General features: G+C 48.6%; 18 protein-coding genes. 6 read left to right on the top strand and 12 right to left on the bottom strand.

Annotated features, from left to right (window positions below; genetic code table 11):
- Nucleotides 1–97 precede the first annotated feature (97 nt).
- The 6 genes from nagA to NE473_RS17795 all read right to left on the bottom strand — a co-directional run bounded on the left by nagA (nt 98) and on the right by NE473_RS17795 (nt 6,634).
- Nucleotides 98–1,237 (bottom strand): N-acetylglucosamine-6-phosphate deacetylase, encoded by a 1,140-nt coding sequence (nagA, locus tag NE473_RS17820; RefSeq protein ID WP_055652292.1) that lies wholly within the window; start codon nt 1,235–1,237, stop codon nt 98–100.
- Between the two features lie 187 nt (nt 1,238–1,424).
- A complete protein-coding gene (locus NE473_RS17815) occupies nt 1,425–3,911 on the bottom strand; it encodes a histidine kinase dimerization/phospho-acceptor domain-containing protein (RefSeq protein ID WP_055652278.1) in 2,487 nt (828 codons plus the stop codon).
- Complete coding sequence (locus NE473_RS17810) at nt 3,883–4,596, bottom strand: response regulator transcription factor (protein WP_006771096.1); 714 nt, start codon at nt 4,594–4,596, stop codon at nt 3,883–3,885. The genes NE473_RS17815 and NE473_RS17810 overlap by 29 nt, the downstream gene beginning before the upstream one ends.
- A gap of 222 nt (nt 4,597–4,818) precedes the next feature.
- Nucleotides 4,819–5,247 carry a hypothetical protein gene (locus tag NE473_RS17805; protein ID WP_055652279.1) on the bottom strand — a complete coding sequence of 143 codons (429 nt, stop codon included), beginning with the start codon at nt 5,245–5,247 and terminating at the stop codon, nt 4,819–4,821.
- Nucleotides 5,248–5,313: 66 nt separating this feature from the next.
- Entirely contained in the window at nt 5,314–6,087 is a 774-nt protein-coding gene (locus NE473_RS17800; RefSeq protein ID WP_055652280.1) for a sugar phosphate isomerase/epimerase family protein, read from the bottom strand.
- Nucleotides 6,088–6,130: 43 nt separating this feature from the next.
- A complete protein-coding gene (locus tag NE473_RS17795; RefSeq protein ID WP_055652281.1) occupies nt 6,131–6,634 on the bottom strand; it encodes a PIM8 family immunity protein in 504 nt (167 codons plus the stop codon).
- 290 nt (nt 6,635–6,924) lie between these two features.
- Between NE473_RS17795 and NE473_RS17790 the strand changes: the two genes are divergently transcribed.
- A complete protein-coding gene (locus tag NE473_RS17790) occupies nt 6,925–7,887 on the top strand; it encodes an Rpn family recombination-promoting nuclease/putative transposase (protein ID WP_055652282.1) in 963 nt (320 codons plus the stop codon).
- A gap of 83 nt (nt 7,888–7,970) precedes the next feature.
- Here NE473_RS17790 and NE473_RS17785 read toward each other — a convergent pair whose 3' ends face one another.
- Both NE473_RS17785 and NE473_RS17780 read right to left on the bottom strand, forming a co-directional pair.
- Nucleotides 7,971–8,918 carry a 3'-5' exoribonuclease YhaM family protein gene (locus NE473_RS17785; RefSeq protein ID WP_022030605.1) on the bottom strand — a complete coding sequence of 316 codons (948 nt, stop codon included), beginning with the start codon at nt 8,916–8,918 and terminating at the stop codon, nt 7,971–7,973.
- 45 nt (nt 8,919–8,963) lie between these two features.
- On the bottom strand, nt 8,964–10,280 hold the full coding sequence (locus NE473_RS17780) for a S1C family serine protease (RefSeq protein ID WP_022030606.1): 1,317 nt from the start codon (nt 10,278–10,280) through the stop codon (nt 8,964–8,966).
- Between the two features lie 377 nt (nt 10,281–10,657).
- Here NE473_RS17780 and rbr point away from each other — a divergent pair, with 377 nt between their 5' ends.
- From rbr to NE473_RS17755, 5 genes are all read left to right on the top strand, one after another.
- A complete protein-coding gene (gene rbr / locus NE473_RS17775) occupies nt 10,658–11,251 on the top strand; it encodes a rubrerythrin (RefSeq protein WP_039890473.1) in 594 nt (197 codons plus the stop codon).
- 183 nt (nt 11,252–11,434) lie between these two features.
- Nucleotides 11,435–13,834: an endonuclease MutS2 gene (locus tag NE473_RS17770; protein WP_055652283.1), complete on the top strand. Its 2,400-nt coding sequence runs from the start codon at nt 11,435–11,437 to the stop codon at nt 13,832–13,834.
- Nucleotides 13,835–13,846: 12 nt separating this feature from the next.
- A complete protein-coding gene (locus NE473_RS17765) occupies nt 13,847–14,557 on the top strand; it encodes a response regulator (protein ID WP_006771107.1) in 711 nt (236 codons plus the stop codon).
- A gap of 375 nt (nt 14,558–14,932) precedes the next feature.
- On the top strand, nt 14,933–15,352 hold the full coding sequence (locus NE473_RS17760; protein WP_055652284.1) for a hypothetical protein: 420 nt from the start codon (nt 14,933–14,935) through the stop codon (nt 15,350–15,352).
- A gap of 259 nt (nt 15,353–15,611) precedes the next feature.
- The gene (locus NE473_RS17755; RefSeq protein ID WP_006771110.1) at nt 15,612–17,018 is read left to right on the top strand and encodes a HAMP domain-containing sensor histidine kinase; all 1,407 of its coding nucleotides are present in this window, start codon (nt 15,612–15,614) and stop codon (nt 17,016–17,018) included.
- 93 nt (nt 17,019–17,111) lie between these two features.
- Here the strand turns inward: NE473_RS17755 and trmL are convergent, their stop codons facing one another.
- Genes trmL through NE473_RS17735 form a run of 4 tightly spaced genes read right to left on the bottom strand, consistent with a single transcriptional unit; the run spans nt 17,112 to nt 19,868 of the window.
- A complete protein-coding gene (trmL, locus tag NE473_RS17750; RefSeq protein WP_006771111.1) occupies nt 17,112–17,606 on the bottom strand; it encodes a tRNA (uridine(34)/cytosine(34)/5-carboxymethylaminomethyluridine(34)-2'-O)-methyltransferase TrmL in 495 nt (164 codons plus the stop codon).
- An 8-nt stretch (nt 17,607–17,614) separates the two neighbouring features.
- A complete protein-coding gene (locus NE473_RS17745; protein WP_039890478.1) occupies nt 17,615–18,784 on the bottom strand; it encodes an aminotransferase class I/II-fold pyridoxal phosphate-dependent enzyme in 1,170 nt (389 codons plus the stop codon).
- Nucleotides 18,781–19,263, bottom strand: a complete 483-nt coding sequence (locus NE473_RS17740) for an Lrp/AsnC family transcriptional regulator (RefSeq protein WP_006771113.1) — start codon at nt 19,261–19,263, stop codon at nt 18,781–18,783. Before NE473_RS17740 ends, NE473_RS17745 begins: the two co-directional genes overlap by 4 nt.
- 41 nt (nt 19,264–19,304) lie before the next feature.
- Nucleotides 19,305–19,868 (bottom strand): AIR synthase-related protein, encoded by a 564-nt coding sequence (locus tag NE473_RS17735; RefSeq protein ID WP_055652286.1) that lies wholly within the window; start codon nt 19,866–19,868, stop codon nt 19,305–19,307.
- Nucleotides 19,869–19,871: the final 3 nt, after the last annotated feature.

Below are 19,871 nucleotides of genomic sequence, written 5' to 3'. Positions count from 1 at the left end.
TTTACATTAAAAGTAAAAAGAGAGACCGGGGCGTCTCGACCGGTTCTTTCTCGGCCTGCCACAGTCTCTCTTTCCTGTTATCAACGGCACAGCTCCATTACAGCATCGCAGTTCCCCTGCAGTACGTCTGTGCCACATCGTAATTATCTTCCAGCACCACGAGGTCGGCGTCATAACCGGCCACCAGTTTTCCCTTCCTGTCATCTACGCCCAGACATCTGGCCGGATTAATCGTACAGGAATTAAGAGCCTGATCAAATGGAAGAAGCGCATCCTCAACCAGAATACGAAGTCCGCGGTTCATATACAGCGTGCTTCCTGCGATCGTCTCGGTACCCTTTAGATAGGCGAGTCCATTCTCCCTGATCTCAATATCGTGGCCGCCCAGCTGATAGCTTCCGCCCGGAGGGCAGTGCTTTGCGCGCAGGGAATCCGTCACCATGATGACGAAATCACGGCCCTTTGCCGTAAAGTAATTGTTCAGCGCAGCCAGATGGGAATGGCAGCCGTCGCAGATGATCTCTCCATAGATATCTCTTACCCGGAATGCGGTGCCCACCAGGCCCGGCTTCCTGTGATGGTAAGGCGTCATGCCGTTATATACATGCGTCATGGAGGTCGCACCGTTGGCTATGCCCATCAGCGCCTGCTCATAGGTTGCAGACGAATGGCCCATGCTGACTACCACTCCGGTCTCCTTACAGTATTTTGTCAGCGCAAAGTCTGCATCGTGCTCCGGAGCCAGCGTAATATATTTAATCAGTCCCTTAGCGGCGTTCTGGTACCGTTTGAACTGCTCAACAAGGGCCTGTGCGATAGCTTCCGGCGGCTGGGCTCCCTTGTAATCCATATCGAGATACGGTCCCTCAAAATGAATTCCGAGGATCTCGGCTCCCTCATAACCATCATCCACCACCGATGCCACATTGGCCACAGCCTTCTCCAGTACATCCGGCATCTGAGTCACCGTAGTCGGAAGAATGGAGGTGACTCCTTCCTCCGGTATGTGTTTCATCCAGTTGCGTAAGCCCTCCGGCTCCCCGTCATTGGTATCATATCCATAAGCTCCATGGGTATGCACATCGATAAACCCAGGAACAATCCTTTTGGTTCCATAATCCTGATCTACGGATCTTTCGCCATATTCGCGGACCGCAGTGATCTTTCCATCTGCGACCTCGAGCTGAGCTGGTATAAACTGGCCTGCGATCCAGACCTTTTTACTTTGTATTATCATGACCATACACCCTCTCTTTCTTATCGCCGGCAGTCTTCTGTCCGGCCATCCTTAGTATAACCAGTTCCCATCTCTATTTCAAGATCATTTTGAAAATAATTTTCAAAATGACCCAGAAAATAAAAAACGCGGTCCACCAGGCGGAAATGTTCTTCCCGGCTGCCGGACCGCATCTCATAAATTCTTCTTACAGTTCTTCTTTGACTTCTTCCGCAGCCGTACTCTGCTCTACCGGCCACCGGATAATAACACGGAATAAATCCGCCTCAACTTCAACATTCATCTTCCCGTTCTGCAGTTCCACAAAGCTCTTGGCAATCGCCATCCCCAGGCCGGAGCCTTCCGTATTGCGCGACTGGTCGCCGCGGACAAAACGTTCCGTTATCTCTTCCGGATTAAAATTCAGCTCGCTGGCCGACACATTCTTCATGGTAATGACCACTCCGCCATCGTCCCGTTTCATATCGATATATGCCCTGGTATTCGGCATGCCGTATTTCATGATATTGGTCAGCAGATTGTCGAAAATCCGGTATGTCTTCTGGCTGTCCAGCGGCAGGACGATCTTCTCGTCCGGCAGATTCCACCGGAAATCGATGGTAGACTCTTCGATCTTATCGCTCAGTTCCAGGCTTACCTCCTTTAAGAGACTCACAATATCCACATTGACCAGATTGAGCGTCACATTGTTGCTGTTGGCTTTGCTGATTTCAAACAGATCCTCAATCAATGATTTCAGTCTCATGGACTTCTGTTCCAGCACGTCAATATAAGCTTTTCTCTGCTCCGGCACCGCGTTGTCATCTTTCAGCAGATTTACATAAGTAATAATCGCTGTCAGCGGTGTCTTTAAGTCATGGGACATGTTGGTAATTAAGTCCGTCTTCATCTTCTGGCTCTTCACTTCTTCATCCACCGCCACCTTGAATCCGCTCTGAATCTTCTGTACCTCAGTTTTAAACGGTTCAAACACACCGAGATCTTCGGAAATCGTCACATCCAAATTACCCTCGGCAATCTGATTGGTGGCATGCAGCAGGATTCTGTATTTCCGGGTCAGGTCACGGTAGTATTTACGCAGTACCAGGAACAGCACAAACGAATAGATAATCAGTGCGCCGATTCCAAAAAACCACAGGCTGCATAATACAGCCAGAATAATAAAGTTCACACCGACAATCTTAAATATCGTCCTGTCCGAATGATCCTGCAGATTGATGCTTCCAAGGAACGCATACAGCCTTCGGAAGAGTCCTGCACACCAGCCGTAAAACAGTCCGCATAACGTCCGTTCTCTGATATAACGCTTCAATCCGATGTGGAACACATCCCGCATACAAAGGACGGCCCAGTAGATCACTGCAAACGGAATACACCACCAGAATACGTTCCACAGCTTCACCATCATATCCGCTGCCTTCGGCAGGAAATTGGCACGGATCAGCCCGGAATACAGGCTCCCATGATTGGTCACAGCCACCAGGCTGGTCAGACTGTAGCCAAAGCCGATCGCTCCGGCCCCAACACCCAGGACAACTCCAAGAGGAGCCCGGAACACCCTGCTGTCATCCGCCCGTGTCACGTCGCAGCAGGATAACAGAAACGCAGCTAATGCCACAAAAACTCCCAGGCCGGCAAATACGTTTGCTACGATTCCCGAATTATAATAGGACTTCCAGGATGAGCTTCTCGCCAGAGAATACTCGGCCAGCTGCTGCTCCGTCATAGCGTAGGCAAATGTGATGTTCTTCGGATTCTCCAGTTTTAGCTGTGGTTCATGGCTGTACTGCTCCCAGTAATACTCTTCCATAGGATCGACTTCTCCGAACTTCTGAATCACGTTCAGAAGATATGTTGTGTCCTCTCCCCCCAGCTGCATCACATCCATCCGTCCCTGGTCGTCGTAATGCATCACAACGCGGAACACATAATCGTCGTCGGATAAGATGTTTCTGTTCTTTGCATAATTCATCAGAATGCTTCCGTTATCATCCAGCACCTGATAATCTATGGAATTCCTGATACTTCCAAAATACCGGTTCCAGCTCTCGTATTCCATCATGCAGTTCTGACGGAGATTGCGCAGGTATTCCTGCCGCTCCTCGGCCATATAACGTTTCTCCTCGTCCGTGAGAGCGTCATAATTGATATCTTCCGGGAAAGATATGGTATCTTCCCCTGCAAAAACTGCGGCTTCGTCCGCCGCATGGACATCGGCATCTGCACCGGGGATGCTTTCCCCTGATACCGCAGGGTTCTGCCCCGCTGCCGACGCGGTCACCTGCGATGTCCGGCTGTCCGTCTCCGCTGCCGCCTCACCTTCCGGCCGATCCGTATCTTCCGGCTGATCCGTCCCTTCCGATGCCGCAGATGCCTGCGCCCCGAATCCGTCCATAGATCCGTTTTTCAGTTCATAGGCGCCTTCCGGAAAAAATTGCTCGAAAGGTGAAATCACCACACCGTTTTCATACTGGGACTGTTCCAAATCCAGCACGTAATTGCCAAAGACGAGATGGCGCAAAAACGCCTGATCCTCATATACGGGTTCCTCATGGCGTCCCGCCTCTTTTTCAAAAAACGGGTACAATCCCGTCATGATAACAGCCGCCGCCACTACGATAAGAACGGACAGCAGCGCGCTGATTCTATGCCTGTTTTTCAATTTTGTATCCAACTCCCCACACCACCTTTAAATATTTGGGTTCCTTCGGGTTAATTTCTATCTTTTCCCTGATTTTTCTCACGTGTACCATGATGGTGTCCGTGTTGATCGCCCGCTCATTCCACACACGTTCGTATATCTCTTCCGCAGAGAATACCCTACCCGGATTTTTCATCAGGAGAGCAAGTATTTTAAATTCAATCGGCGTAAGCTTCGCCGGCTTTCCGTCCACGGTCACCTCTACCGTATCCTCATTAAGCTCCAGCCCGCCAATGACATAAATATTGCTCTTTTCCTTCAGTTCCTTTGCCTCCAGCATATCCAGGTACTTTCTGTACCGTCTCAGCTGGGAATTGACTCTTGCAAGCAGCTCCATCGGAGTAAAGGGTTTCGATATATAATCATCGGCGCCGATGTTCAGTCCCATGATCTTATCGACCTCCTCCGTCTTTGCGGAAAGGATAATAACCGGAAAGTCGTATTTTTCTCTCAGCTTGACAGTCATGGTAATGCCATCCATTCTCGGCATCATCACATCCACGATAGCCAGATGTATCTCTTCCTGATCCAGAATCTTAAGGCCCTCGATTCCATCGGCCGCCTGGAATACTTCATAGCCCTGGCTCTTTAAATATATCTCGACTCCTTCTCTAATCTCCTTATCATCTTCTACCAGCAGAATGTGATTTGTTTCCATGGTATCTCTCCTCGCTTTTTGATATTTTATGGTTGATACAGATTCAAACTACAGTATATCATGAACGCCGGGTTCCTAAAAGCCCTGCCTCTCTGTATTATGCCACAAACACGCATAATTCTTCCCTTCCTGCCTGCAATACTAGGATATATGGGCAATCTTAAAATGAACGACGTGTAAAACGAAAGAAATTCTAAATCTTTTATTTAAAAACGTTTGCAGTCACCGGACAGCAGGTTTGGAGCCACACAAAACCGCCTGCCACACACTCACTGTGTCAGACGGTTTTTCAACTGCGTAAAACCATATTTGATTTTTTGTTATTTGACCAGACCGGCCATCGTCGGAAGCGCCATGCTGACAGCCGGAATATACGTGACCAGCACAAGCCCCACCAGGATAGAAACATAAGTGGTACGTCTCCGAACTTGCAAATAAATATGGCAGATTAAAGATTTCATAATTCTTGCTGAATGTTTCCAGAATCGCTTTGCTGTCCATACAGAAATCAATTGCACCTGTACTCAACAGCAGGTTCCGCAATAAACATTCCAACGGCAATGCAAACAATTCCTCCACCTCCAGGTTGTGATAGTTGGCAAACAGCGTCGTTTCAAGATACCACTCTCCGTCCATGGCTCTCGGCTTCAATTGATGATACTCCAGGCTCTAACATTTCCTGAGAATGTCCTTCATAATCTCCCCTTCTGCCGCCGCTCACTTCCGAAGCCATGATACGGTCTTCATCAGCGCCTCTATCGTCTTTGTTTCCAGAACCACTCTGGCCCCTGCCTTTTCTGCCATCAAAAGCCGTTCCTCCAGATCGATCTCTCCATCACCGAACGCCAGATGGCAGCTCTTACCCTTTGCATCGTGGCCATGCATGTGAATCAGCCGGTCTTCATACGCCAGATAAAAGGGAATATCCACATTCCCCGCGGCATGGCTGTGTCCAATATCCAGTGTCAGCCCGAAACAGGGCTGCTGTAATAAAAGTTCCAGTGCCTTCCTCTCATGTACCATAAATCCTTCCGTATTTTCAACCGCCATATGTATCGCCGCGTCACCGACTGCGTCCCGGCACATCTCTCCAAATTCCGCAATATGTCTCCGGTACTCCTCTTCATACCGCTTAAACAGATATTCCTTTCTCCCCGGCAGCGTGAGATAGATTCCCTTTGCAAGGTGCATATTGATCACAGGAGCTCCAATGGCCTTTGCCAGTTCGATTGTCTCTACGGCGGTCTCCAGATACGCCTGCCGGACTTTTGGATTAAAATCACAGACATTCAGATTCTCGTCGAGATGGATCGTAAAATACAGATGTTCCTGATCCATAATCCGCCGCAGCCGGTCTGCCGAAAGTTCCGGCAGCTGACACTGAGGAAAATTCATATTCAGTTCTATAAAATCCAGTCCCAATTGGCTGCACAGCCGGGCACACCCCTCCAGAGTATCCGTTTCCATCAAAAATGGCATGCCAAACTCCATATCCGATCCTCCTTCCAGCCTCCCGGCTGCCTGTTCCAATGGCTCAATCACCGTGATAAGCCAATGCGCCCTCTTCCTTTTTCTTTATCATTTCCCTGTTCACGACTTCTTCTATCTCTATCTCTCTGCAGTAAAACCGGATATCCCCTTCCTCAAAATCATACACATGAAAATTCCTCCGGTCTCCAAAGGCATGATCATCGCTGCATTCGATCTCAAATCCACTGATCCCTGCAGACTGCGCCAGATAGAAGGAAGTGACATCCCGAAAAAAGAGAGTCACGCGGTATTCCTTGTCCTCCGACTCCATCACCATCCGAAGATTCTGAATTTCTAACCACTCCTCATAATCGTAATCACTGTAAAGATACATAGAATGAATCTTTCCAAAATAGCACCAGCCGTAAAACCGCGGATTAAGCTGGAGCAGTTTTTCGATACCCTTTATTTTATGAAATGTTTCTTCAAAACTCACAGCGAATGCATTCCCCCTCTCCAAACCACAGTACCGCACAATATGATGCAGCCGAAAGTCTATCGTCTGCATCGTCACCTGTTTCCTGCCTGATCAACGATCTGTTTAAATCCCTTTTCGTTCAGTTTACCATGGTTTGCAGAAGGTTTCAACTCATCGCCCAGAAAGTTGCAATTAATATGGCAGTATTTTTCACTCTTATAAAGAGTTTTTTCTTGTCTTTAGAGCCCGATTATGATATACTGAAATACACAGTCTAATTATGGGATTTTATCCATCTTATCACTCATGTATCTCTGGCACTTCTGCCGGCATTTCCATGACGAACCTACAACAAATTAAAATGAGAAAGGAATGGTAGTGTGCCCAGACAGGATTTTTATATTAAAAAGCTGCTGCAGGACCCGGCCCGTTTTGCGGACCTGTATAATGCCGAGATTTTCCATGGAAAACAGATTTTAAAAGCGGAATTATTGTCACCGGTATCTACAGAATCCGGAATCGCGATAACGAACCGCAGCGGCAGGAAACAAACAATTCAGAGGCGGCGCGATATCGCGATGAAAGCATCCATAGGCGCCTGCTTTATCGTTGCAGGCTGCGAGGCTCAGGGAGAGATCCATTACGGCATGCCCATTCGAAGCCTGACTTATGATGCGTTGGATTATACGGAACAGCTTACAGAGATTCAAAAGGAACACAGGAAAAAGAAAGATCTTGCCAAAAGCCCGGAATTTCTGTCCGGCATCACCCGCCGTGACAAACTCCAGCCTGTCCTTACACTGGTCCTGTACTGTGGAAAGGATCCATGGGATGGTCCAAAAAGTCTCTACGATATGCTGGATTTAAGAGGTCCCACGGAATATATTCCGGATCTTCTGGCCGCTCTTCCCGACTACCGCATCAATCTTGTCGATATCAGAAAAATTGAAAATCTGAGCCTCTACAAAACGGGTTTACAACAGGTCTTCGGTATGCTAAAATATAGTACAGACAAGAGTAAATTTTACAACTATATCACGTCAAACCATGACCAGATATCCATGCTGGATGATAATGCCCTGACGGCAGTCATGGGCCTTTTGGGTGAAAACCGGCGGCTGATGAAGTATTTAGCCGCTCCTGGACGAGAGGAGGGGTATACCATGTGTCAGGCGATCGATGATTTGATTGCAGATGGAAAGAGGGAGGGGGAAAAAGAAGGGGAAGTCCGTATGGCCAGCCTAATCTCCAGCCTTTTGAAAGAAAACCGGCTGGATCTCATCGCGGAGATCTCAGGGAATGAACAGCTGCGCAGGCAGCTGTTCCAGCATTACCATCTGTAAAAGCAAGGAGCAGCGGCCGTACGTTTCCGGCTGCTGCTCCTTTCAGCTGTGCTTTATAACAGGACTTCCTGCACTTCTATATATCAGGACTCTGATGTCTTTCTCACATTCGTCTCCAGCAGCCGGTTAAATCCAAGCCAGCCGTTATTATCTCCCGCACCCTTCAGCACTTCGATCATAGTCTCCATCTTGGCATCGGTATTATCCGCGAAGTTTAATGCCAGCGCCTCTAAAAGAGCCGGTTTCTTCGGTGAACCGTATTCCAGTTCTCCATGATGAGCAAGAATACAATGCTTCAGCTCCGTAGCAGCCTTCGCCGGGAAATCCGGAATTGTACGAATCCGCTCTGACACCATCTCTGTACCGATGATGATATGCCCCAGAAGTTGACCGTCATCCGTATAATCATTTTCGGGAAATACAGAGAGCTCCTTCGTCTTGCCGATATCATGAAACATAGCGGCAGTGAGCAGCAAATCACGGTTAATCAGCGGATAATACCCTGCGTAATAGTCACATAATTTCACAACGCTCAGTGTATGCTCCAGAAGGCCTCCTACAAACCCATGATGAACACTCTTTGCCGCAGAATGAAACTGAAATGCCTTTGCAAAAGCCTTGTCTTCCACAAAAAAGCTTTCTGCCAGTTTTCTGTAATGGGGAGTCCGGATCGACTTAATCAGTCCGGTCAGTTCCTCATACATCTCACCGATGTTTTTAGCGGACACCGGAAGATAATCCCCTGGTATGTATTCGCTTTCCTCCGCTTTTCTGACCCGCTTCACATTCAGCTGATTCGAGTTCTGGAACATGGTGACATCCGCGTCGATATAGATGTAGTCCATCGTCTCGAAATTCCCCACTCCCGGAGAGCTCAAGTCCCAGATCTTTGCATCGATGGTACCCGTCTTATCCTGTAAGATTAAATTCCCGTATTCTTTACCTGCCTTGGTCAGGGCTATCTGCTTATTCTTACATAAGTATACATCCGATACATGCATCCCTTCCCGAAATGTCTCTATATATCTCATTGTTCTCCTCCATATCCTTTTTAAGCGTCACAGAAGCCAGGAAGATTACCTGGCTCCTATGGTTATCTGATATTCAATCTCTTTATATTCATCTCTGCCGCTTCTGAGTACCGTTACCGGTAATACCTCTCCCGGTGTCGACGCCTCCAGCTTCACCTGGAAATCCTTCATGGTAACGATATTCTCACCGCCCATAACCGTAATAATGTCTCCGCACTGGATCCCTGCATTATAGGCAGGACTGTCTGCATTCACATCCACCACATAAACGCCGAGCGGCATCCCGCTCTCATTCATGACCGCGCTGACCTCCTGGCCCTTGATGCCAAAGTACGGGAACGCGTTGCCGTTGCTCATTTTCTCCAGAATGCTCTTGTAGTCAGAGATAGCCATGGCAACAGTCATATCTTCGCTGCCTTCGCTCTTATACTCGTCAGTCACCCAGCCGATAATCTGACCGGTCGTGTTCATGAGGAATGTTCCTGTCGCCGCATTGCTCTTTAAATCAGAGTAAATGATACGGGTCATCCCATCCGTCATCTGAACATTCTTCGCTATATAGGATACAAAACCATAACAGGTGGAATGCACCATGCCGGCTGGTCCTCCGATTGCAATTACCAGATCTCCCTGTTTTACGGAATAGGAATTCCCCAGTTCAATCGCCTTAACTTCCTCTAAAAGCGCTCTTCCCAGTTCTGCAGTCGGAACGCTCACAATTGCCATGCCTGACAGCTTGTCCGTCTGTCTGATCGTTCCCTGAACCTCCGTACCGTCTGAAAATGCCACCCGAATCGAATCCGCCGCCTCAACTGCACCTTCCGGTGTCAGTACCAGCAGTTCCTCATTAGCCGAGGAGATTACCGCTCCCGCGTAAAGACCTGAATTCTCGACCGGATTATTAAACCAGTCTGTCTGCGTCTTAACGGAATGAACCGTCACGATTCCTTTTCCCGCTTTTAACGATACCGCTCTTAAATTCCCGTACAGGGTATTCAGATCATCGATGCTGAACGGATACTTTTTCATTGCTGACTCCAAAAGATCTTCGATGGGCTCAGACTCCTTTGTGGTGGCCTGAGTCGGCTCGGTCTCCTCCGTCGTCGATGGTTCCGGGTCATCCTTCGGTATTGTTACCGGAGTAGTCTCCCTTGTAGTTTCTTTTCCAAGGTATTTTTCCGCCACCGGTCTGGAAACAACAAAAGTAACTGCCGCGACGATTCCAAAAAGGGCCGCAGTTAATAAAAGGGCGACTGCCCTTCTCATGATCTCTCTCTTTGTTCTGGGCTGTTTCACAATTTTCTCGCTGATAAAACGGCGCGGTTCCGTCTTTTTATCATCTGGCCCGCTTTTATCCGGCATACACACCCTCCTTTGCAGAAGACCTAAACCTATTATACGTTTCTTCTCTGTTTTATGCAAGGAAAAGATAAGAAACACAGCGAACTGCAGTCAACCAAATGTGACTATTCACATCCAGCCCGGCCTCCCACAGCCCGCTTCGGCTCCGGTGCATTCCCCGGCCCCTCCAGTTCCGGTTTCGGGCATAAGCACTTCTAAACGTGCAGAATTGCTAATGCCCTGCAAAGTCACAGTATGCGCCGGGGAATGCATCGGAGCCGAAGCGGGCTGTGGGAGGCCGGGCTGGACGTGAATAGTCTCTGCCAAGTAGTATAAAATATGGATTTAGAGGGACACTGTTGGTATCACATGAAAATTTATCCAAGGAGGACTTTACAATGAGTGATTTAAAAAACAGTGAGACAGTCAAAAATCTGATGCGTGCTTTTGCAGGAGAAAGCCAGGCCAGAAACCGCTATACGTTTGCGGCCAGCCAGGCGAAAAAGGAAGGACTTCCGGTTATACAGGCCGTATTTTCCTATACTGCAGGGCAGGAAAAAGAGCATGCAGAGATTTTCTATCAATATCTCAAAGAATTACAAGGCGAGACCATTTTCATCGACGGCGGCTACCCGGTGGACTTATACGATCAGACTGTGGATTTATTAAAGTCCGCACGCCACAATGAATATGAGGAATATCAGGATGTCTATAAAAATTTTGCAGAAGTGGCGAAGCAGGAAGGCTTTCTGCAGATCAGCTCCTCCTTCTCCCTCATTTCTGAAATAGAGAAAGTACACGGAGACCGCTTTCAGCTGTTTGCCGACTATATGGAGCAGAATAAGCTCTTTGTATCCGATGCAGAGACCGGATGGATCTGCTTAAACTGCGGCCATATCCACCATGGCCTTCAGGCCCCGAAAGCCTGCCCTGTCTGTCATCATGAACAGGGATATTTCGTTCGTGTGGAACTCTCACCATTTCTCAGATAAGATCCCCTGCAGCACGCTTTTCTGATTTATGGTTTCGTTCCAATCCAACGGCTTAAACGCGGCGAGATTGAAGATTTATATGATTGCAGGCCATACTGTATTTATGATATACTGTAATCACTACCGCCCATCAGGGCTGTCCGCCATCGTCTGATATTATATTGGAAACAGAGAAAGGAAATCATGAATCAGAAAGCATTAAAAACGTTAGAATACGATAAAATAATAGTTCAGCTTGCAGAGTACGCTTCCTGTGAATCAGGAAAAGAACTCTGCCGCAGGCTGGTACCCTCCATCGATTACGATGAGATCGTAACTGCTCAGCGGGAGACCACCGACGCAGTTACCAGGGTGCGCCAGAAAGGCGGCATATCTTTCGGAGGCGTCAAAGATATCCGCGCCTCCTTAAAACGGCTGGAGGTGGGGAGTTCCCTCGGTATCGTGGAACTTCTCTCCGTCAGCTCCTTACTTACTACCGCGGCCCGCGCCAAATCATACGGGCGGCACGAGGATTCAGAGCTTCCGGAGGATTCTCTGGAGCAGTTTTTTTCCGTGCTGGAACCACTGACCCCGGTAAATACGGAGATCAGGCGCTGTATCCTTTCCGAAGAGGAAGTAAGCGATGATGCCAGTCCGGGTCTTCACCACGTCCGGCGCTCCATGAAGAATATTCATGACAAGATTCACACTCAGCTGAATTCTATCCTGAATTCCAACCGAACCTATTTACAGGATGCGGTCATCACCATGCGCGACGGAAGATACTGTCTTCCCGTCAAATCCGAGCACAAGTCCAATGTCCCGGGCATGGTTCACGACCAGTCCTCCACCGGTTCCACACTCTTTATCGAACCTATGGCAATCCTTAAGCTGAACAATGACTTACGTGCCCTGGAAATCCAGGAACAGAAAGAGATCGAGATGGTACTGGCCGATCTAAGCAATCAGCTGGTCCCGTATCAGGACGAACTTCTGACCGATTTCGAGGTTCTCACCAGACTGGACTTTATATTTGCCAAGGCGGCGCTCTCCCGGCATTATCAGGCCAGTGAGCCCCGTTTTAACAAACAGGGAATCATTCACATCAAGGACGGACGCCATCCGCTTTTAGACCCGTCGAAGGTCGTTCCCATCACGGTGCATTTAGGCAGGGATTTCGATCTGCTGGTAGTTACCGGCCCCAACACGGGCGGTAAGACCGTTTCATTAAAGACCGTGGGGTTATTTACGCTCATCGGTCAGGCGGGACTCCATATACCGGCGTTCGACGGTTCCGAACTCTCCGTCTTTGACGAGGTATTTGCAGATATCGGAGATGAACAGAGTATTGAGCAGAGCCTCAGTACCTTCTCTGCCCACATGACCAACATCGTACAGATCCTGGGGCAGGCCGACAGCCGCTCGCTTTGCCTCTTCGATGAGCTGGGAGCCGGAACTGATCCTACCGAAGGCGCGGCGCTTGCCATCGCCATCCTGTCATTTTTACACAATATGCAATGCCGTACCATGGCAACGACTCACTACAGCGAGCTGAAGGTATTTGCGCTGACCACCCCCGGTGTGGAAAATGCCTGCTGTGAATTTAATGTGGAGACGCTGCAGCCCACCTACCGTCTCCTGATCGGAGTTCCCGGCAAAAGCAATGCGTTTGCCATTTCATCGAAGCTGGGACTTCCCGACTATATTATTGAGGACGCGAAAACGCATCTGGAAGCCAAGGATGAAACCTTCGAGGATCTGCTTACCCATCTGGAACAGAACCGCGTCACGATTGAAAAGGAACGCATTCAGATCGAGTCTTACAAGATGGAAGTAGAAAAACTGAAGGCCAGGCTGACTCAGAAGGAAGAACGTCTCGATGAGCGGCGCGACAAGATGATCCGTGACGCCAAAGAGGAGGCGCAGCGGATTCTGCGGGATGCAAAAGATACTGCAGACCAGACGATCCGCCAGATTAACAAGCTGGCTTCCGAATCAGGTGTCGGTAAAGAACTGGAGGCAGAGCGTGCCCGTATCCGCGGCAAGCTAAAGGAAGTAGATTCCTCGCTGTCCTTAAAAAATCAGACGAAAGAGCCGAAACAGTCCATCGATCCGAAAAAGTTAAAGCTGGGCGACGGCGTACGTGTTCTCAGCATGAATTTAAATGGAACAGTAAGTTCTCTCCCCAATTCCAAAGGGGATTTATATGTACAGATGGGAATTCTCCGCTCTCTCGTCAACCTGAGCGATCTGGAGCTGTTAAATGAGCAGTCTGTCTCAGGCCCCACTCTTGGAAGCGGCAATGGTAAGAAAAAGACAGGAAGCGGAAGCAGCTCTGCCCGCATGTCCAAGTCCTTTACCATCTCTCCGGAGGTAAATCTGATCGGAATGACCACCGACGAGGCCATTCCGGAGCTGGATAAGTACTTAGACGACGCCTATCTGGCTCACCTGCCTTCCGTTCGTGTCGTACATGGGCGAGGCACCGGAGCACTTAAGAATGCGGTTCACAAGCACCTAAAAAAACTGAAGTACGTCAAAGATTTCCGGCTGGGTGTATTCGGCGAGGGGGATACCGGCGTAACGATCGTCACTTTTAAATAGGAGGATTGGACTATGGCAGAAAAACAGAGAATATTGATCGTTGACGATGATAATAACATCGCCGAATTGATTTCTCTTTATCTAACAAAAGAGTGTTTTGAAACGATTATTGTAAACGACGGTGAAGAGGCGCTTCGGGTATTTCCGGAATTTAAACCGAATCTGGTTCTTCTCGATCTGATGCTTCCTGGCATGGATGGCTATTCTGTCTGCCGGGAAATGCGGGCTCAGTCCCCGGTTCCCATCATCATGCTGTCCGCAAAAGGCGAGGTCTTCGACAAGGTGCTGGGCTTAGAGCTGGGCGCCGATGATTATATGATCAAGCCCTTTGACTCTAAGGAACTGGTGGCAAGAGTCAAGGCGGTGCTCCGCCGTTATCAGCAGCCTGCCGTGCCGGCAGCTGCCCAGACTGACCAGCAGGGCGATTACGTGGAATATCCCGATCTGATCGTAAACCTGACCAACTATTCCGTCATCTATATGGGCCATTCCATCGAGATGCCGCCGAAGGAACTGGAGCTGCTTTACTTCCTCGCCTCTTCGCCCAACCAGGTCTTTACCAGAGAACAGCTTCTGGACCACATCTGGGGATATGAATATATTGGAGATACCAGAACCGTGGATGTACATATCAAACGTCTGCGGGAAAAGATTAAAGATCATGCCAGCTGGGCGCTGACGACTGTATGGGGGATTGGTTATAAATTTGAAGTGAAACGGTAAGACCATATATTAGAGGATCGGAACACGCTTTTTAAGTATCTGTTAATACAGCTGTACATGGGCATCAGATTTCCTGATGCCCATGTTTTTATTTTACCATATTTTTTCTCATATCGCTCTATCTTTCCGTATTTTTATGTTTATCCACACATCTTTCCGTTATCCACACTCTCAATCCCCATTTTTGTATCTTCCACATCCATAAGCTTACAATTTTCAGATATTAACAATTAATCCACAGACATTTCCACATTATTGTGGATAACTCCGCCTGCTATGGTAATCACTGAATAAAACACATATTTCATTTTCTGCAACTTTTTACGTCTCTGCCGCGTCTAATCCTCGTAAATAAAAAACATATGGAGGATTATTATGAAACAGAAATTATTCATCATCGCTGCAATCCTGGTATTCACAGTATCCGCGGCTGCATGCTCAGCAAAAAACGGGGGCTCTGCTTCAACTGCTGCTGCAAAGACGGAAACTACCGCCGCCGCAGACAGAACGAATGATGCCAGCACCGCTGAAGCTGATGCTGCTGATCTTTCCACCGGAGATTCCCAGGAGGGCGAAGGCACTGTTACCGGAGTTGTGGAGGAAAACAAAGGCTTTATGATTACCGTCGTAGCAGACGATGACGAAGAAGCATATGTCTTTACTCTGGATGAGACACAGAGCGAAAAATATAAAGACATAAAATCCGGAGAAAAAATAACAGTAAGCTATACCAACGGATTACCCACACCGGACAATCTTGATACCATTGTCACCGATATCCAGCCTGCAAAGTAAACCGATTTTCAGAACACACGACATGCTCCGCCAGCCGGAATCTTTTCCGGAAGGACGGAGCATTCCTTTTATGCGATCCCTGTGATTTGCGGTCCTTCTCCTTCCCTCATTGCCATTAAGCGTTTCAGATCATCCGGTTCCTTCAAAAATCCGTAGTGACTTAATCGCCAAAAAGTATTATACTTAATTTAACACCGGACGCCACCCTCATTCGTTCCGGCGGATTGAACATACAGATCAATGAAAATGGAGAATCACAATGACTCATTCCCTTTATTACAAGTTTATTCTCGGCTACCTGGTCTTCGGCCTTTTAGGGTTCGCTTCCATCGCAACCCTGTCTTCCCGAATGACAGAGCGATACTTAATCCGTGAGCAGGCGGATTTGCTGTACGACGAAGCCAATCAGGTTGCCTCCACCTACAGCGGCATGTACCATGGAAAAGATATGGATCTGATCTCCTCCTATCCCCAGCTGGTAGGAACCGCCCACTACCTTCACTCCCAGATCTGGATCATCGACCGTCAGGGAAAGATCGTGGTAGACAGCGACCAGTCAGAGAGGACCGGACGGGTCATTGACCGCTTCGATCCAACAGCGGCGGGCAATAAATCATATACCATCGGTACCTTCTATGACCAGTTCACTTATGATGTATTGAGCGTCCATGCCCCCATCACCGGGAATTACACGACTTACGGCTATGTCGTCATCCACATGCCCCTGTCCGTCCTGCAGAACACAAGAGACGGTATTTTAAATATTGTATACCTTACGCTGGCCGTCGTATTCGGTTTTTCCCTGATTATCCTTCTCGTCTTTACAAAAACCGTTTACTTTCCGCTGAAAAAAATCACAGCAGGAGCAAACGAATACGCGCAGGGGAACCTGACCCATCATATCGATGTTAATACCAGAGATGAGATGGGATATCTGGCGGCTACCTTAAATTACATGTCAGACGAACTGAACAAGATGGAAGAGTACCAGAAGACGTTTATCGCTAACGTGTCCCACGATTTCCGCTCTCCCCTGACCTCTATCAAGGGGTACCTTGAGGCCATTCTGGATGGAACGATCCCTCCGGAAATGTATGAAAAGTACTTGACGCGGGTAATCACAGAAACCGAACGGCTGAACAAGCTGACACAGGGGATGCTGACGCTGAACACACTGGACAGCAAGGGATATTTAAACCGCACGAATTTTGATATCAACCGGGTGATTAAGGACACGGCGGCTTCCTTCGAGGGAACGTGCGAGGAGAAAAACATCAATTTTGATCTGACCTTCTCCAACAATATTCAGATGGTCTACGCCGATCTGGGAAAGATTCAGCAGGTAATGTACAATCTGATCGACAACGCCATCAAATTCAGCCATCACGATTCGACCATTTACATTCAGGCTTCCGGAAAATATGAAAAAATATTCATCTCCGTGAAAGACACCGGAATCGGAATCCCGAAGGACAGTATCAAGAAGATATGGGAACGGTTTTACAAATCAGATTTGTCTCGTGGAAAGGATAAGAAAGGAACCGGCCTGGGCCTTGCCATTGTGAAGGAGATCATTCAATCCCATGGGGAGAATATCGATGTGGTCAGTACCGAGGGCGTGGGGACAGAATTTATTTTCAGCCTTCCCAAATCCACCAATCTTTAATGCATTACTATTTTTAAATTTCAGAAAGAATCTTTATTTAAAAAGAAGGCGGAACGATAATATCATCAATCGTTCCGCCTTCCTTATTCCTGCCTATTCTTTCCAGTGCAGATGGTGCAGCTGTCCCTGCATGGTCATCTTCTCAAACCCGTTCTGTCTGAGTGCCTCATACAGTACAATCGACACGGAGTTGGACAGATTCAGAGAGCGGATATCTCCCCACATGGGGATTCTCACACACTGCTCCTGATTCTCCAGGAGAATCTCCTCCGGAATACCGGCGCTCTCCTTTCCGAACATCAGGAAGCAGTCCGGTTCATACTCCACGTCAGAATATACCTTCAGCCCCTTGGTCGTAGCCATATAAATCTTTGCTCCGGGATTCCGCTCCAGGAAATCCTGGTAATCGCAGTAAACCGTCACATCCAGCTTATCCCAGTAATCCAGTCCGGCCCTCTTGATCAGCTTGTCATTCAGTCTGAAACCCAACGGCTCGATGAGATGAAGCTTCGTCCCCGTCGCCACACAGGTTCTTCCGATATTGCCGGTATTGGCCGGCATCTCCGGTTCCAGTAATACAACATTCATATCGTGTTCTATGCCTTTCCATCCAATCTCTTAACAAAGCGTTCCATACGTCCCAGCGCCTCTTTTAAGCTCTTTAGGGAATATGCGTAGGAGACACGCAGATATCCCTCTCCGCAGTCGCCGAAAGCCGTTCCCGGAACGACAGCCACCTTCTCCTCCTGAAGAAGCCTTGTGGCGAACTCATCGGAGGTCATACCGAAGCGTTTGATGCTGGGGAATGCGTAAAATGCACCGTTGGGTTCAAAACACTCCAGTCCCATCTCCTGAAATGCATTCATAAGGAAACGGCGTCTCTGGTCGTATGACTCTCTCATCATCTGCACGTCCTTATCTCCGTCCCGAAGTGCCGCAACCGCAGCGTACTGACTGGTGGTGGGCGCACACATGATGGCAAACTGGTGAATCTTCAGCATCTGCTCCAGAATCACTGCCGGAGCGGCCAGATAGCCGAGACGCCAGCCGGTCATGGCATACGCCTTGGAGAAACCGTTAATCAGCACAGTACGCTCCTTCAGGCCAGGGAAGGAAGCGATGGTGGTATGCTCCATCCCGTACGTCAGTTCCCCGTAGATCTCATCTGTCAGGACAAACAGATCCTTTTCGACCACGATTTCCGCGATAACCGCCAGCTCTTCCGCGGTCATGACCGCCCCCGTCGGATTGTTCGGGAACGGCAGAACAAGGATTTTCGACTTCGGTGTGATATACTGAAGCAGTTTTTCCTTTGTCAGCTTAAAGTTGTCTTTTTCCTCCAGCGGAATCGGAACAGGGACACCATTGGCCAGAATGGTGCACGGTACATAGGAGACGAAACACGGCTGGGGAATCAGCACTTCGTCGCCAGGATCCAGCATGGCTCGCAGGGCCACGTCAATGGCCTCACTTCCGCCTACCGTCACCATCACTTCATGATCCGGATCGTATGTAACATGAAAACGCCGTTTTAAATAGTTGGAAATCTCAACCTTTAATTCTCTCAGCCCGGCGTTGGACGTGTAGAACGTCCGTCCCTTTTCCAGTGAATATATTCCTTCTTCCCGGATATGCCATGGGGTCTCAAAATCCGGCTCACCAACGCCCAGGGAGATCGCGTCCTTCATTTCGCTTACAATGTCAAAAAATTTACGGATTCCTGATGGCGGAATCTCTACGATTCTTTCTGATAATGGATTTCTCACGGGGTAATCAACATCCTTTCATCCTGCGTCTCTTCAGCGAGTACGGTGCCATGGTCCTTGTACTTTTTAAGTACAAAGTGAGTTGCTGTGCTTAATACCGATTCCATCGGGGAGAGCTTCTCCGAGACGAACTGTGCCACCTGTCTCATGGTTCTTCCCTCAATAAATACGGTAAAGTCATACGCGCCTGACATCAGATAGACCGCCTCCACCTCACTGTACTGGTAGATGCGCTCCGCGATCTTATCGAATCCCATGCCTCTCTGAGGCGTTACCTTCACTTCGATTAAGGCAACCACTTTTTCATCACTGGTATTATCCCAGTTAATCAGGGTATGGTATCCGCAGATGATATGCTCTTTTTCCATCTCGGCGATCTCATTGGCGACCGCAGCCTCACTTTCCCCCAGAAGAACCGCCAGATCTTTTAAGTCGATTCTGCTGTTTTTTTCAATAACCGCCAATATCTTTTCTCTCATAACCTTACCTCCTGATTAAAATGATTGATTATCATGACTGCTTATAATACTTTATGAATCTCATCCTCCGCGGGCCGGTCTAAATAGCCGGTGCTTTCCCCGTGTCTGATGATTCTTCCAATTCCTTCCGTCACCCGTCCAATCACCGCGGCATGGATTCCCTCCCGTTCCAGGGACAGTACCATCTCACCGCCATTGTCTGTGACAAAGAGCAGACAGCCGTCTGAATAAAGCCGGTATGGGTTCAAATTATACCGCTCACACACTTCGATTGTCTCCTGTTTGACAGGAATCTGGCGCAGCGAAAATTCGATGCCCGTCATGTATGCCCCGGATAAATTCCAGAGGGCGGAAAGTATTCCGCCCTCCCCTGCCGGTTCACACTCCGTGGCTCCAAATGCCTTCCACCGTTCCAGATTCCCACTCAGTGTTCCATCTTCATTTTCCATAATCCGGTCTAAATAGCTTTCCGTAAACCATGTAAGCAGTTCTCCGCGCTTCTGCCTCACAATCTCCACCGTGCCGGCGTATCCCGCATATCCTGCCACAACCAGATTCTGTCCCGGCTCCATACGGCCGGTATTCTCTCTTTCAATCTTCCTCATGCC

The organism is Hungatella sp. SL.1.14, assembly GCF_024460495.1.
GTDB lineage: Bacteria > Bacillota > Clostridia > Lachnospirales > Lachnospiraceae > Hungatella > Hungatella hathewayi.
This window is presented reverse-complemented; position numbering and strand designations above follow the sequence as displayed.

Coding starts and splice junctions, on each gene's coding strand:
- NE473_RS17800 (WP_055652280.1), bottom strand. CDS start 6,087: ATGGAGTTTGGCATGCCATTTTTGATGGAAACGGATACTCTGGAGGGG.
- NE473_RS17735 (WP_055652286.1), bottom strand. CDS start 19,868: ATGAGGAAGATTGAAAGAGAGAATACCGGCCGTATGGAGCCGGGACAG.
- NE473_RS17755 (WP_006771110.1), top strand. CDS start 15,612: ATGACTCATTCCCTTTATTACAAGTTTATTCTCGGCTACCTGGTCTTC.
- NE473_RS17780 (WP_022030606.1), bottom strand. CDS start 10,280: ATGCCGGATAAAAGCGGGCCAGATGATAAAAAGACGGAACCGCGCCGT.
- NE473_RS17810 (WP_006771096.1), bottom strand. CDS start 4,596: ATGGAAACAAATCACATTCTGCTGGTAGAAGATGATAAGGAGATTAGA.
- NE473_RS17785 (WP_022030605.1), bottom strand. CDS start 8,918: ATGAGATATATAGAGACATTTCGGGAAGGGATGCATGTATCGGATGTA.
- trmL (WP_006771111.1), bottom strand. CDS start 17,606: ATGAATGTTGTATTACTGGAACCGGAGATGCCGGCCAATACCGGCAAT.
- NE473_RS17765 (WP_006771107.1), top strand. CDS start 13,847: ATGGCAGAAAAACAGAGAATATTGATCGTTGACGATGATAATAACATC.
- nagA (WP_055652292.1), bottom strand. CDS start 1,237: ATGATAATACAAAGTAAAAAGGTCTGGATCGCAGGCCAGTTTATACCA.
- NE473_RS17795 (WP_055652281.1), bottom strand. CDS start 6,634: ATGCAGACGATAGACTTTCGGCTGCATCATATTGTGCGGTACTGTGGT.
- rbr (WP_039890473.1), top strand. CDS start 10,658: ATGAGTGATTTAAAAAACAGTGAGACAGTCAAAAATCTGATGCGTGCT.
- NE473_RS17770 (WP_055652283.1), top strand. CDS start 11,435: ATGAATCAGAAAGCATTAAAAACGTTAGAATACGATAAAATAATAGTT.
- NE473_RS17760 (WP_055652284.1), top strand. CDS start 14,933: ATGAAACAGAAATTATTCATCATCGCTGCAATCCTGGTATTCACAGTA.
- NE473_RS17740 (WP_006771113.1), bottom strand. CDS start 19,263: ATGAGAGAAAAGATATTGGCGGTTATTGAAAAAAACAGCAGAATCGAC.